Raw genomic sequence first — 16,049 nt, 5'->3', positions numbered from 1 at the left:
ATTGAAATCCAGGAACAACCACCTCGATCCTTCTCACAGATTAGGGTGGCAGTCGTACGCATGGTGAGAAGCCCGTGTGTAACCATGAATCCACGGTCAGGCCAAAGCCTGCACGCGCACGACCGCCATTGACGGAATCGACATGGTTCACACAACGGGCTTCTCACACCCGGTCGCCAAATGTGACGACCCAGTGACGGTACCCCTGATGAGTTTCCCGGCCAATTCAGAGCCTTCCGGCAGGCGCGTAGGATAGGTCCGAAGCGCTGGCTGGCTGAAGGACTTGGTTTCAAATTCGGAAATATCTTACGGGGTTTGGGACTAGGGTTTTGACCGCGTCATGGCCACCAGGTGCATGGCGCTGCAAAATTTGCGGCGAACGCCTGGTGGCCCTGATGCGGTCAACAGCCCTCGCGCTCGAAGACCAAGAAAAGGCCGGGGGCGCTTTGCGCCCCTTTCGCGGCACAAGGCCGCTCCTACAGAGAGGAACATGGTCTCCTCCTGTAGGAGCGGCCTCGTGCCGCGAAAGGGCTGCAACGCAGCCCCGGCGATCTACCTCAGAACCCCATGCTGAAGCTCACCACCACACCATGGTCACGGTTCTCGCTCGACAGCTGCCCGGAATACCCGACCCCCAGCTTGCCGCTCGCGCCCACCGACAGGTCCACCCCTGCCTCGACCACTGCCGCGTCCTTGGCGATCGGCACGCCCTCGGTGCTGAACCCGGCGCCACCGTCGATAAAGCGCAGATCCGCATCGGGCTTGTCGTCACCGAACGCATGGCGCCAACCCACCGACAGCCGCGGCGTGACGCTGCTGCCATTGTCGAGCAGGATGCGCTTGCCGGCCCGCACGCCCAGGGTGGAGAAGGTCACGTCCTGGTCGACCTTGCCTTCCAGCCGCCCTGCCCCGCCCTTCTCGTGGGCGGTGTCGCTGTCGTAGTTGACGTAGGCCAGCCCGGCGAACGGCTCCAGGGCGATGCCGCCGGCATCGATGGCGTAGCCCACCTCGCCGAACACCTGGGCGCTGCGCGCCTTGTACTTGGCCTTGAGCCGGTCGTCGTAGCTGCCGACGGTGACATCGCGCTTGGTGTCGATGTCGTGCCAGCTGTAGGCCACGCCCATACGGGCGGCGAAGGCGTCCAGCTGGTAGCCGAGGTAGGTGGTCAGGTGGTAGCTGTCTACCGTGGCGTCGGAGCGACGGCGGTGCGCATCGATGCTCGAGCGGGTGTAGCCGGCGGCGGCGCCGACTTTCCACTGGTCATCCAGGGCACGGTCGACGCCGAGCATGAAGCCCGACAGGTCGCGGTCGACGCTGGCATGGCTGCTGCTGCCGTCGTAGGTACCCCAGCCGCCGATGGCGCGGATCCAGCCCACAGCCTGGCCCTGGCAGCCTTCGCTGGTCAGCTGCTGGTTGGCGGTCGGCGCCAGGGTGCGACGCGGATCGTCCTGGTTGCTGCAGTCGGCCTGGCGCAGACGGTCGTTGACCGCTTCGCGGACGTAGCGCGAGTCCTCGATCAGCACGGTCGCGGTGCTGGCGTGGATCTCGCCGGACAGGCTGTCGAACGCCGCCTGGGCGCCCTGGCGGTCCAGCGGCAGCAGGTTGTTGACCAGCTCGGCCGGTGCCCCGGCGCTGCCCAGGGCCGTGGCCACGCCACGCTGGTTGCCGGTGGCGGCGACATCGGCGAAGGAGTTGCCGTTGCGGCTGACCGACAGGGTCACCTGGTTGGCGCCATAGTCCAGCGAGCTGTTGAGGAACGCCGAGTTGGCCAGGTTGGTGGTGGCGAAAGTACCGGTGACGCCACCCGCGGCGCTGACCACGGTGTACTGGCCATTGCCGCTGGCAAGGTTGGCCACCATCAGGCTGCCGCCGAGGTTCGCGGTGCCGCCCACGTTCAGGTAGTTCACCGGTGAACTGGCGAGGTCGATCACCAGGGTGCCGGTGGCGCCATTGGTGAAGTTGCCCGACACGTTCAGGTTGCCGGCCGGCCCCGGCAGCACGGTGCCGTTGTTGATCAGCCCGGCGACGGTGCCGTTGCCGGTCAGGGCGGCGCCGTTGGCCACCGTGACCTGGGCGCCGAGGTTGCTGCCCGGGTTGGCCGCGTCGCCCACCTGGAGCACGCCCTGGTTGACATTGAAGGCGCCGCTGAACGGCTGGTTGCCGGTCAGCAGCAAGGTACCGCCACCCTGCTTGGTGGTGGTGCCGGTACCGCTGAGGGTGCCGTTGAAGGTGCCGTTGCTGCCCTGGGCGAACACCAGGTTGGCGTTGTTGAGGATGTTGCCCTGCAGGCTGGTGGTGTTGCCGACCAGGGTACCGCCGCTGACGGTGGTGCCGCCGCTGTAGGTGTTGGCGCCCGCGAGGATCAGGGTGCCGGCATCGAGTTTCTCGATACCGCCAGTGCCGACCAGCGGTGCGCTGACGGTGGCCGTCGCGCCGGCGTTGACACGCACTGCCGCCAGGCTGCCGTCGGCATCGTTGACCGGGGTCAGGCTGCCGCCAGAGCCCGGGACGACCTGGTAGCCATCACTGAGGAACTGCAGGCCCTCGAACGACTGGTTGCCAACCACGGTAACGGTGCCCGACGTGCCGCCAAAGACCGCGTAGCCGCCACTCCAGCCTTCGCTGCTGGTACCGCCGGCATTGGTCCAGCCAGTGTTCGAGCCCCAGGTGCCACTGCCGCCGCCGACGCTGCCGTCGGGGTTGGTCTTGCCGCCGTTCCAGAACTGCAGCTCCTCGCCGTAGTTCTGCACTACCAGGTTGATCTGGTTGGCGATGGCGGTCTGCAGGCTGAGGTCGCCCAGGACCACGCTGCCGGGGATGGCGCCGAACACCAGGCCATTGTCGGTGAGCGTGCCGCCGTAGCTGAACAGTTGGTAGACACCGGTGCCGAAGCCGCCGGCATCGGTGATGTTCAGCGTGCCGTCAAGCACCAGGTTGCCGTTGACCCTGACCACGGTGGTGGAGGCAGCCGGAGCGCCAAGGCTGAAGTCCAGGGCGCTGCCCGACGCCAGGTCGAGGCTGCCGACGGTGAGCGGCGTGGCGCTTTGGCCGGCGGCCAAGGTTGCGCCATTGGCGATTTGCACGGCACCGCCGTAGGTGCCGCTACCGCCCAGGCGGGCGCCGGTGGCGACCTGCACGCTGGTGCTGTCGAGGCGACCGTTGACCAGCAGGGTACCGGCATTGACGCTGGTGGCGCCGGTGAAGGTATTGACGCCGGTCAGCAGCAGCTCACCGGTACCGTTCTTGGCCAGGGTGCCGTTGCCGCTGAGGTTGCCGGTGTAGCTGCCGTTGGCGTTCTGCTCGAAGGTCAGGGCGCCGTTGTTGAGGATCGCGCCCTGCAGGCTGGTGCTGTTGCCCACCACGCCGCCGGCGTTGATCTGGGTGCCGCCGCTGTAGGTGTTGGCCCCGTTCAGGGTCAGCAGGCCGGCGCCGTTCTTGATCAACCCACCCGTGCCGCTGACTACGCCATTGAGAGTCAGGGCGTTACTGCCGGCAATGGCCAGGGCGCCGTTGAGCACGGTGGTGTTGGCCAGGGTGACGGCGGTGTTGCTGTCCAGCGTGGTGCCGCCTGCGGCCGTCAGGGTGCCACTGCCCAGCGCGCTGTCGTTGCCGAGCACCAGGGTACCGCCGTTGAGTGCGGTGCCGCCGCTGTAGCCGTTGGCGGCATTGAGCACCAGGGTGCCGCCGTCCTGCTTGGCGACGCTGCCGGTACCGTTGAGGGCAACGTTGAGGGTGGCGGTGACACCGTTGTCGACCCGCAGGTTGGTGGTGCCGTTGCCCAGCAGTTCACCGGCGGTACCGGCGTTGAGCACATAGCCATCGGTGACGAACTGCAGGCCGGTGATGCTGTGGCTGCCGTTGACGGTGACAGTGCCGGGGGCGCCCTGGAACACCGCGAAGGTGTCGTTCCAGGTGCTGTTCAACACACCGTTGACGTCGGTCCAGTTGGTGTTGGTGGCGTCCCAGGTGCCGCTGCCGCCGTCGATCTGGCCGTTGGCGACGCTCTGGCTGCCATCCCAGAACAGTACGTTGCTGGCACCGCCGACCACCAGGTTGACCTGGTTGGCCACGGCAGTCTGCACGGTCAGGTCGGTGATCGGCACCGGCGTGGTGCCGAAGCTCATGCCGTTGTTGGTGAGGCTGCCACCGTAGGCGAACAACCGGTACACGCCAGCGCCAAAGCCGCCGATATCGGTGACGTTGAGGGTACCGCCCAGGGTCAGGTTGTTGGCCACGTTGACCAGCGGCGTACCACCAGACGACGGCGTGCCCAGCGAGGCGTTGAAATTGGCGCCGCTGTCGAGCACCAGGTTGCCGGCGTTCAACGTGCTGCCGCTGGTGGCCGCGAGGTTGCCGCCGTTGGCCACCGTCACCGCGCCGCCGAGGCTGCCGGCGCCGCTGAGGCTGGCGCCGCTGGCGACGTTGACCGCGCCACTGGCCAGGGAGCCATTCACCTGCAGCCCCCCGGCCTGGACGTTGGTGGTGCCGGTGTGGCTGTTGGTGCTGCTCAACGCCAGGGTGCCGTTGCCGAGTTTGTTCAGGGTGCCGGTGCCGCTGATATTACCGTCGAACACCCCACCCTCCACTGCCAGGCTGTTGCCGGCGGCGATCTGGATCGCGCCGGTGCCGCCGATGTCGCCGAGGCTGGTGTTGCCGTCAAGGTTGAGGCTGGCGCCGCTGCTGACATTCAGCTGGCTCTGGGTACCGAGGGCAGTGGTGCCGATGGTGCTCAGGCTGCCGGAGAGGATGTTGAGGATGCCGCTGAAGGTGTTGTTGCCCGACAGGGTCAGGTCGGCCAGGCCGCTCTTGTTCAGCTCGCCCCCGCCGCTGAGCACGCCAGCCAGTTGCAGGTCGTTGCTTCCCAGCACGTTGAGCACGCCACTGACATTGACCGGGTTGGCCAGGGTGACGGCACTGGCGCTGTCGAGGTTGGCGTTGCCGCTGACCTCCAGGCCGCCGCTGCCCAGCGCCGCGTTGTTGCCGACCACCAGTGTACCGGCCTGCAGGTCGGTGCCGCCGCTGTAGGTGTTGGCGCCCATCAGCGCGAAGCGCGCGAGGCCAGCCTTGAGCAGGCGGCCGGTGCCGCCGACGGTGCCGCCCAGGGTCAGGTCGTTGCTGCCCAGCACGGTGAGATCGCCCGTGGTGGTGACGTTGTTGGCGAGGGTGACCGCCTGGCTGCTGTCCAGGCTGGTGCCGGGCGCCGTGGTCAGGCTGCCGGTGCCGAGCGCGGTATTGGAGCCCAGCACCAGGGTGCCGCCATTGAGCGCGGTATTACCGGCATAGGTGTTGTTGCCGGCCAGCGCCAGCCGCGCGCTGCCGGCCTTGACCAGGCCACCGGCGCCGCCGATGTTGCCGTTGAGGGCCAGGTCATTGCTACCGGCAATGTTCAATGGGCCCGCCAGGGTGACGGCATTGCCCAGGACGACCGAGGCGTTGCTGTCGAGGGTGGTGCCCGCCGCGGTGTCGAGCGCGCCGCTGCCCAGGGCCGCGTTGTTGCCGACAATCAAGGTACCGCCGCTGAGCAGGGTGCCACCGCTGTAGCTGTTGCTGCCGTTGAGCACCAGGGTGCCGCTGTCGAGCTTGTTGAGCTTGCCGACGCCGGTCAGGCCGACATCGAGGGTGGCCGTGGCACCCGGATCGACCCGCACGCTGGTGTCGCCACCGCTGCCGTTGATCAGGTCGAGCGCGCCGCCGGTGCCCGCCAGCAGGCGATAGCCATCGGTGACGAACTGCAGGCCGTTGACGGTCTGGCTGCCGTCAACGGTGACGTCGCCCGCTGTACCCTGGAACACCGCGAAGGTGCTGCCCCAGGTGGTATTGAGCACGCCGTTGAGGTCGGTCCAGTTGGTGTTGCCGGCGTTCCACACGCCGGTGCCGCCATCGACCTGACCGTTAGGCACGCTCTGGCTGCCGTCCCAGAACTGGATGTTCAGGCCGGCGGCGCTTACCAGCAGGTTGACCTGGTTGGCCAGGGCGGTCTGCAGGGTCACGTCACCCAGGCCTACGCCCACTGGCAGGCTGCCGAAGTCCAGGCCGTTGTCGGTGAGCGCGCCGGTGTAGTCGAAGATGCGGTACACACCGTTGCCGAAGCCGCCGATGCTGCCGACATTGAGCGTGCCGTCGAGGGTCAGGTTGCCGCCGACGTTGAACAGCGCGGTGCCGCCGGTGGACGGGGCGCCCAGGCCGACATCGACGATCGAGCCGCTGTTGAGCACCAGGCTGCCGAGGCCCAGGGTGGCGCCGCTCTGCCCGGCCAGGTGGCCGCCGTTGCTGATCACCACCGTGGCGTTGGCGGTGCCGCTACCCGCCAGGGTGGCGCCACTGGCCACGGTCAGCAGGTTGCTGCCCAGGGTACCGTCGACTTTCAAGGTGCCGGCGTTGACCTGGGTGTTGTCGGCCAGGTTGCTGGTGCCGGTCAGGGTCAGGGTGCCGCTGCCGATCTTGGTCAGGCCGCCCAGGCCGTTGAGACCACCGGCGAAGGTGCTGCTGAGGTTGTTGCCGCCCAGGCTCAGGACACTGCCGATGCCGACATCGACCTGGCCGCTGCCGGTCAGGCTGCCGAGGCTGGCGTTGCCGTTGAGGTTGAGCTGGCCGCTGGCACCGACGTTGAGGGTGTCGACGTTGGCCAGCACACCGCCGCCGAGGGTGGTCAGGGACCCGGCCTGGATGTCGACGTTGCCGGTGAAGGTCTTGACGCCGACCAGGGTCAGGTCGTCGACGCCGGTCTTGACCAGGTTGCCGCTGCCGCCGAGGTCGCCGCTCAGGATCAGCGCGTTGGCGGCTTCAACGGTCAGGTTGGCACCATTGCTCAGGGCAATGGTGTTGCCCAGGGCCATGGGCGCGCTGTTGGCCAGGGTGGCGTCGGCGGTGACCGAAAGGGTACCGGTGCCCAGCGCACCGCTGCTGCCCAGGGTCAGGCGCCCGGCGTTGAGCTGAGTGCCGCCCTGGAAGCCGTTGTTGCCATTGAGGGTCAGGTTGCCGCTGCCGTTCTTGGTCAGGCCGGCGGTGCCGTTGATCACGCCATTGAGGGTCAGGTCGTTGCCGCCATCGACGGTCAGGCCGGCGTTGAGGGTGACGTTGTTGGCCAGGGTGGTGCTGGCGCCGCTGCTCAGGGTCGAGGCCCCAGCGACGGTCAGGGCGCCCTGCCCCAGCGCGTTGTCGTTGCCGACCACCAGCCGGCCGGCATTCAGGGTGGTGCCGCCCAGGTAGTTGTTGGCGCCGTTGAGGGTCAGGGTGCTGGCGCCGGACTTGTTCAGGCCGCCGATGCCATCCACCACGCCGTTGAGGGTAAGGTCGGCGCTACCCGGCAGGTTGAGGGTACCGCCCAGGTGTACATTGTTGGCCAGGGTGGCGCCTGCGCCACCGGCATCGAGGCTGGTGTTGGCACCGGTGCTCAACGCGCCGCTGCCCAGCGCGGTGTTGCTGCCAACCACCAGGGTGCCGGCGTTGAGGGTGGTGCCGCCGCTGTAGGTGTTGTTGCCATTGAGGGTCAGGGTGGCGGCGCCGTTCTTGACCAGGCCGTTGCTGCCGGAGACCACGCCGTTGAGGGTCAGCGCCTGGCTGCCGCCAAGGGTCAGGTTGCCACCGGCGAGGTTGACGGCGTTCACCAGCGCCAGCGCCTGGCTGGCATCGAGGCTGGCGGCGCCGTTGACGGTCAGCGCACCGCTGCCCAGGGCGCCGGCGTTGCCCAGCAGCAGGCTGCCGGCCTGCAGCGAAGTGCCGCCGGCGTAGGTGTTGCTGCCATTGAGCACCAGTTGCCCGGCACCCAGTTTGTTCAGCGCCCCGGCACCGCTGATGACACCATCGAGGGTCAGGGCCTGGGTATTGTTGACGCCGAGGCTGGTACCGGCACCAAGGCCGATGGCATTGGCCACCTGCAGCACGCCGGTGGTGGCCAGGGTGCTGCTGCCGATCACCGCCAGGTTGCCCGTGCCCAGGGCGGTGTTGTTGCCCAGGGTCAGGGTGCCGCCACCCAGGGTGGTGGTGCCCTGGTAGGTGTTGGCGGCGCCGAGGCTCAGGTTGCCGCTGCCGGTCTTGGTCAGGCCGCCGGTACCGCTGATCACACCATTGAGGGCCAGGTTGTTGTTGCCGGTCAGGCTCAGGGTGTTGTTGAGTGTCACCTGGTTGGCCAGGGTCAGGGCACCGGTGGTGGCCAGGTTGCTGGCGCCGCCGACGGTCAGGGTGCCGGTGCCCAGTGCCTGGTTGTTGCCCAGGGTCAGCGTGCCGGCATTGAGGGTCACGCCTCCGGTCAGGGTGTTGGCGCCACTGAGGGTGAGGTTGCTGGCACCGTTCTTGGTCAGGCTGCCGGCCCCCGTGACCAGGCCGCCCAGGCCCAGGTCGTTGCTGCCGGTGATGGTGAGGTTGCCTCCCAGGTTGACCGTGTTGCCGATGTTGATCGCCGCGGAGCTGTCCAGCGTGGTGCCGGCCGCCGCGTTGAGCTGACCGAGGCCAAGGGCGCTGGCGCTGCCGAGCACCAGGGTGCCGGCATTGAGGTTGGTGTTGCCCAGGTTGCCATTGGTGCCGTTCAGGGTCAGGGTGCCGCTGCCGGTCTTGGTCAGGCCGCCGACGCCGTTGACGTTGCCGCCCAGGGTCAGGTTCTGCGCCCCGGCGATCGTCAGGTTGCCGGCCAGGTTGAGCTGGTTGGCCAGGGTGACGTTGGCATTGCTGCTCAGGGTGGTGCCGCCGACTGCGTTCAGGGCGCCGGTGCCCAGCGCGGTGTTGCTGCCTACCACGAGGGTGCCGCCGTTCAGGCTGGTGCTGCCCTGCTGGCTGTTGCTGCCGTTGAGGGTGAGCGTGCCGGAACCTGTCTTGACCAGGCCCCCGGTGCCACTGAGCGCTCCGTTGAGGGTGAGGTCGTTTGTTCCCGGTAGGGTGAGGTTGGCGTTCAGGGCGACGGTATTGCCCAGTGCCAGGTTGCTGGTGGTGTCCAGGCTGGCGGCACCGGTGACGCTCAGGCCGCCCGTGCCCAGCGCCTGGGCGTTGCCGAGGGTCAGGGTGCCGGCACCCAGGCTGGTGCCGCCGCTGTAGGTGTTGGCGCTGCCCAGGGTCAGGTTGGCGCCGCCAGCCTTGACCAGGCTGCCAAGGCCGGAGACCACGTTGGACAGCCCCAGGTCGGCGGAACCGGCGACGGTCAGGGCACCGCTTAGATTGAAGGCGTTGCCAAGGGTCACGGCGGTGTTGCTGTCCAGGGTGGTGCCGTTGGCGGTGCTGACAGCGCCGCTGCCAAAAGCGGTGTTGTTACCGACCACGACCGTGCCGCCGTTGAACAGGGTGCCGCCGGTGTAGCTGTTGGCACCATTGAGCACCAGGGTGCCGCTGTCGAGCTTGGCCAACTGGCCGCTGCCCGAGAGGCCGACGTTGAGGGTCGCGGTGACGCCGGGGTCGACTCGCACGGCGAAGGCGCCGTTGCTGCCGTTGACCAGGTCCAGCCCACCGGCGCCGATCAGGCGATAGCCGTTGGTGACGAACTGCAGCCCGGTGGCGGCCTGGGTGCCGACCACGGTGACATCCCCCGCAGTGCCCTGGAACACCGCGAAGTCACTGGCCCAGCTGCCGTTGAGCACGCCGTTGACATCGGTCCAGTTGGTGTTGCTGCCATTCCAGGTGCCGGTGCCGCCGTCGATCACGCCATTGGGCACGCTCTGGGCGCCGTCCCAGAACTGCACGGTGCCGGTGGCGCCGCCGACCAGCAGGTTGACCTGGCTGCCGATGGAGGTCTGCACCTGCAGGTCGCCGGGCAACATGGCACCCGGCACGTTGCCGACCAGCAGGCCGTTGTCGACCAGCGCGCCGGTGTAGTCGAACAGCCGGTAGATACCGGTGCCGAAGCCGCCGACGTCGGTGACGTTGAGGGTGCCGTCCAGGGTCAGGTTGCCGTTGACGTTGACCAGCGCGGTGCCGCCAGTAGCGGGCGAGCCCAGGCCGAAGTCGAGGACCGAGCCACTGTGCAGGGTCAATGCGCCGGTGCCGAGGGTCGCACCGCTGTTGGCCAGCAGGTGCGCGCCGTTGGCGATGTCGACCGCCCCCAGCAAGCTGCCGGTGCCGCCGAGACTGGCGCCGCTGTTGACCTGCACGCTGGCGCTGGCCAGCGAGCCGGTGACATTGAGCAAGCCGGCATTGACCGTGGTATTGCCAGCGAGCACGTTGACCCCGGACAGCTCGAAGCTGCCACTGCCGTTCTTGATCAGCCCGCCGCTGCCGGCCAAGACCCCGCTGAACACGCTGTTGAGGTTGTTGCCGCCCAGGGTCAGGGCACCACCGCCCGCGATATTCACCGTACCGGCGCCGCTCAGGCCACCGATGGTGGCGCTGGCGCCGAGGTTGAGGCTGGTGCCGGCGCCGACGCTGACCGCCGAGGTATTGCCCAGAGCGGTGGTACCGACGGTGGTGATGCTGCCGCCGAGCAGGTCGATGGCACCGCTGAAGGTGTTGTTGCCCGTCAACGTCAGGTCGGACACGCCGTTCTTGATCAACCCGCCGGTACCGGCGAGCACGCCGCCCAGGGTCAGGTTGTTGCTGCCGCCAAGAGTCAGGTTGGCGCCGAGGTTGACGTCGTTGCCCAGGGTCATCGCCACGCTGTTGGCCAGGGTCGCGGCGCCCCCGACGTTCAGCGCGCCGGTTCCCAGCGCCGCGGCATTGGCCAGGGTCAGGGTGCCGGCATTGAGGTTGAGGCCGCCGCTGAAGGTGTTGGCGCCCGACAGGGTCAGGTTGGTGCTGCCGTTCTTGGTCAGCGCGCCAGTGCCGCTGATCACGCCGCCAAGGGTGGTGGCGTTGCTGCCCGGCAGGGTCAGGGTGGCGCCAGCCCCCAGGTTGATGGCGTTGCCCAGGTTGAGCGCGGCGCTGCCGTCGAGGCTGGCATTGCCGCCCACGCTCAGCGCGCCACTGCCGATGGCGTTGTTGTTGCCCAGGGTCAGCAGCCCGGCATTGAGGGTGGTGCCGCCGCTGTAGGTGTTGTTGCCGTTGAGGGTCAGTCCGGCGCTCCCGTTCTTGACCAGCGCACCGCTGCCGCTGATCAGGCCGCCGAGGGTGGTGGCGTTGCTGCCCAGCACGGTCAGGGTGTTGCCGCCCAGGCTGATGCCGTTGGTCACCGCCACCGCGGTGCTGGCGTCGAGATTGGCGTTGCCGCCCAGGGTCAGGGCACCGATGCCCAGCGCGGTGTTGCTGCCGAGGGTGAGCGTGCCGGCATTGAGCTGGGTGCCGTTGGTGTAGAGGTTGTTGCCGCTCAGGGTCAGGTTGGCGTTGCCGTTCTTGACCAGCGAGCCGATGCCGCTGACCACGCCGCTCAGGCCCAGGTCGGCGCTGCCGTCGATGGTCAGGGGGCCGGCGATGGTAACGTCGTTGGCCAGGCTGACTGCCGTGCTGGCATCCAGGTGGGTGCCGGCCAAGGTGTTGAGGGTACCGGTGCCCAGCGCGGTGTTGCTGCCGAGCACCAGGGTACCGGCGTTCAGACGGGTGATGCCGCTGTTGCTGTTGTTGCCGCTCAGGGTCAGGCTGGTGGCGCCGTTCTTGGTGATGCCGCCGGCGCCGGCGATGGTGCCGCTCAGGGTCAGGTCGTTGCTGCCGGGCAGGATGAAGTTGCCGGCCAGGTTCAGCGCGTTGCCGATGTTCAGCCCGGCGACGCTGGTGTCCAGGGTGGTGTTGTTGGCGGCATTCAGCGCGCCAGTGCCCAGGGCGGTGTTGCTGCCCAGTACCAGGGTGCCGGCGTTGAGCGCGGTGGCGCCGCTGTGGGTATTGTTGCCGCTCAGGGTCAGGGTGGCGCTGCCGCTCTTGACCAGGCCGCCGGTGCCACTGAGGTTGCCGGCCAGGGTGAGATTGCTGGTGGTGGGCAGCGACAGATCGGCGGCGAGGTTGATGGCGTTGTTCAGGGTCATGGCCGTGGAGTTGGCCAAGGTGGCAGCACCGCCGACGTTCAAAGCTCCGGTCCCCAGCGCCGCGGCGCTGGCCAGGGTCAAGGTGCCGGCATTGAGGTTGAGACCACCGCTGAAGGTGTTGGCACCTGACAAGGTCAGGTTGGTGCTGCCGTTCTTGGTCAGCGCGCCAGTGCCGCTGATCACGCCGCCGAGGGTGGTTGCATTGCTGCCCGCCAGGGTCAGGGTATTGCCGGCGAGGTTGATGGCATTGCCCAGGTTGAGGGTGCCGCTGCCGTCGAGGCTGGCGTTGCCACCCAGGGTCAAGGCGCCGCTGCCCAGGGCATTGTTGTTGCCCAGGGTCAGCAACCCGCCGTTGAGGGTGGTACCGCCGCTGTAGGTGTTGTTGCCGTTGAGGGTCAGGCCGGCGCTGCCGTTCTTGACCAGCGCGCCGGTGCCGCTGATCTGTCCGGTCAGGGTGGTGGCGTTGCTGCCCAGCACGGTCAGGGTGTTGGCGCCGAGGCTGATGGTGTTGGTGACGGCTACCGCGGTGCTGGTGTCGAGGTTGGCGTTGCCACCCAGGGCCAGGCCGCCGATGCCCAGTGCGGTGTTGCTGCCCAGGATCAGCGTGCCGGCGTTGAGCTGGGTGCCGTTGGTGAAGACGTTGTTGCCGCTCAGGGTCAGGCTGGCGTTGCCGTTCTTGACCAGCGAGCCGATGCCGCTGAGCACGCCGCTCAGGCCCAGGTTGGCAGTGCCGTCGATGGTCAGGGGGCCGGCGATGATGGCGTCGTTGGCCAGGCTCACGGCCGTGCTGGCGTCCAGGTGGGTGCCGGCGGCGGTGTTGAGGGTGCCGGTGCCCAGCGCGGTGTTGCTGCCGACCACCAGGGTACCGGCGTTGACAAAGGTGGAACCGCTGTTGGTGTTGGCACCGGTCAGGGTCAAGGTGGTGTTGCCGCCCTTGGTGATGCCGCCGGCGCCGGCGATGACGCCGCTCAGGGTCAGGTCATTGCTGCCGGGCAGATTCAGGTTGCCGGCCAGGTTAAGGGCGTTACCGATGTTCAGCCCGGCGACACTGGTGTCGAGGGTGGTGTTGGCGGCGGCATTGAGCGCGCCGGTGCCCAGCGCGGTGTTGCTGCCCAGCACCAGGGTGCCGGCGTTCAGCGCCGTGGCGCCGTTCTGGGTGTTGTTGCCGCCCAGGGTCAGGCTGGCGCTGCCGTTCTTGATCAGCCCGCCGGTGCCGCTGAGGTTGCCGGCCAGATTGAGATTGTTGGCGCCGGCCAGGGTCAGGTTGGCGCCGAGGTTGACGCCATTGTTCAGGGTCATCGCCACGGCGTTGGCCAGGGTCGAGGCCCCGCCAACAGTCAGGCCGCCCGTGCCCAGGGCCGCCGCGCTGGCCAGGGTCAGGGTGCCGGCATTGAGGGTCAGCCCGCCACTGAACGTGTTGGTGCCACCCAGGGTCAGGTTGCTGCCGCCGTTCTTGACCAGTGCCCCGGTGCCGCTGATCACGCCACCCAGTGTGGTGGCGCTGGTGCCCGGCAGAGTGAGGGTGTTACCGGCCAGGTTGATGGCGTTGCCCAGGTTGACCGCCACGCCCGCATCGAGGCTGGCATTGCCGCCCAGAGACAGCGCGCCGGTGCCCAGGGCATTGTTGTTGCCCACGGTCAGCACGCCGCCATTGAGGGTGGTGCCGCCGCTGAAGGTATTGCTGGCGTTGAGGGTCAGGCCGGCGCTGCCGTTCTTGACCAGCGCGCCGGTGCCGCTGATGACACCGCCCAGGGTGGTGGCACTGGTGCCCAGCAGGTTGAGGGTGTTGGCGCCGAGGTTGACCGCGTTGCCCAGGTTGACCGCGGTGCCGGCGTCGAGGCTGACGTTGCCGCCCAGGGTCAGCGCACCGCTGCCCAGCGCATTGCTGTGCCCGACGGTGAGCTTGCCGGTGTTGAGCGTCAGGCCGCCGCTGAAGGTGTTGTTGCCATTGAGGGTCAGGTCGCCGGCGCCATTCTTGACCAGCGCGCCGGTGCCGCTGATGACACCACCCAGGGTGGTGGCGCTGGTGCCCAGCAGGTCGAGGGTGTTGGCCCCCAGGTTGATCGCGTTGCCCAGGCTGACCGCGCTGCTGGCATCCAGGCTGGCATTGCCGCCCAGGGTCAGGCCGCTGGTGCCCAGCGCGGCGCTGTTGCCGACAGTGAGCTTGCCACCACCCAGGGTGGTGGTGCCGCTGTAGGTGTTGACGCCGTTCAGGGTGAGGTCGGCAGTGCCGGTCTTGGTCAGGCCGCCGGTACCGCTGATCACGCCGTTGAGGATGGCGGCATTGCTGCCCGGCAGCGTGAGGGTGTTGCCGCCCAGGTTGATGGCGTTGCCCAGGGTGAGCGCGGCGGTGTGGTTCAGGGTGCCGTTGCCAGTAAGGGTCAGCGCGCCGGAACCGAGGGCACTGTCGTTACCGATGGTCAGCGTGCCGCTGGCCAGTGTGGTACCGCCACTGAAGGTGTTGACGCCGTTGAGCGTCACGGTGCCGCTGCCGCTCTTGACCAGCGAGCCGGAGCCGCTGAGCACGCCGCCAAGGGTCAGGGCATTGCTGCCGGGCAGGGTCAGCGCCGCGTTCAACGCCACGTTGCTGTTCAGCACCAGTGGCACGCTGCCCTGCAGGCTGCTGGCGCCGCTGACGGTGAGGCCGCCGCTGCCCAGTGCCGCGGCGCTGGCCAGGTTGAGGCCGCCGGCGGCCAGGTTGGTGCCGCCGCTGTAGGTGTTGGTGGCGCCGAGGGTGAGCAGCCCGGTACCGGTCTTGGTCAGGCCGCCGACACCCGAGATCACGCCATTGAGAGCCATGTCGGTGGCGCCGCCGACGCTCAGGCCGGCATTGAGGGTGAAGTTGTTGGCCAGGCTCAGGCCGCCGACGGTGCCCGCCAGCCCGCCGCCGTTGACAGTGATGGCGCCACTGCCGAAGGCACTGGAATTGTCGAAGTTGAGCTGGCCTCCGTTGAGGGTGGTCTGGGTGGTGCCGTTGAGCACCTGGCCGATCAGGCTCCAGGTGCCGGCGTCGACAATCAGGCGGCTGAAGTTGATGTAGTTGGTGGCGTTGATCGTACCGCTGCCCGCGGTGCCGCTGCCGCCGCCAATGGCGTTCTGCAGCGCCAGGGTGTTGGTGCCGCCGGCGCCGCCGTCGATCTTCCCGGCTGCGGCAAAGGCGAGGTTGGGGTTGCTGGTGACCAGCAACGCCACGCCGACCCCAAGCCCTGCCCCGACGCTGGAGCCGGTGATGGCGTTGAAGCGGTTGGTGCTGTTGGCGCCCATCGACAGGCTGCCGGTCAGGGTCCCGGCGTTGGTGAAGGTGTTACCCGCCGCAGAAGCCTCGAACGCGGCGCGGCCGAGGATGGTGCCGGTGTTGGTGAAGTTCACCGTACTGCCGCCGGTCACGGCGATGACCGGCGTGTCCTCGCTCACCAGCGTGAGGCTGGCCAAGGCCGAGGAGCCGATGCTGCCGGCGTTGCTGATGGTGGTAGTGCCGGCGGCGCCGTTGCGTGCGTCCAGCGCCATGCCGGTGAGGTTCAGCAGGTTGGCGCCGAGCAGGGCGCCGGTGCCCTTGATCACGCCCGTGGCGTTGTTGTTGATGGTGAGGGTGCTGCCGGTGCCGGTGTTGCCGATCAGCACGGCGGAGGACTGGATGCTCAACAGCCCGAGCAACGTCGGGTCGATGGTGCCGGAGTTGTTCAGGGTGTTGTTGTTGCCGGCCAGCGATAGCGAGGTGCCGCCCACGCCCAGCAAGGTGCCCAGGGTCGCGCCCGGGTTGACGTTCACGGTGAGGCCGCTGCCGCCGTTGGTATAGCTCGGCGCCAGCGGGTTGGCAGCGCCGTTGCAGGTGATCGTGGCCCCGGCCGCGCTACAGGCAGCCAGGGCCTGTTCGCTGGACAGACCAAATGCCATCGCACCTACAGCCAGGCTGACAGCCAGCGACAGTTGCGAGAAACGGGCGGGTGAACGGGGGGCGGCACGTCTGTCCACGGAGAGCTCCTTCGTGGATCAGGCGATTCAGTCCTTGAATGCGTGCACAGCGGGGCAGGAAAGAGCAGTGGAACACGCGACGGCCGAAACGCCTGATCTATGGCTACGAATTTCCTTTGAGGGAATGTGTAGCCGCTCAGGCGCGGGCGGTACGGCGCAGGGGACGGTCAAATGGTGTTAATACTTTGTTTAGGCGGCACGTGTTTC

1 protein-coding gene is annotated in these 16,049 nt (G+C 68.2%); it reads right to left on the bottom strand.

Features of this window, described 5'->3' with window-relative positions; genetic code table 11:
• Positions 1-557: 557 nt before the first annotated feature.
• Positions 558-15,764: an autotransporter-associated beta strand repeat-containing protein gene (locus PRtIB026_RS07840; RefSeq protein WP_203652704.1), complete on the bottom strand. Its 15,207-nt coding sequence runs from the start codon at positions 15,762-15,764 to the stop codon at positions 558-560.
• Positions 15,765-16,049 lie beyond the last annotated feature (285 nt).

It is taken from the genome of Pseudomonas sp. RtIB026, from assembly GCF_016861355.2.
GTDB lineage: Bacteria > Pseudomonadota > Gammaproteobacteria > Pseudomonadales > Pseudomonadaceae > Aquipseudomonas > Aquipseudomonas peradeniyensis.
This window is presented reverse-complemented; position numbering and strand designations above follow the sequence as displayed.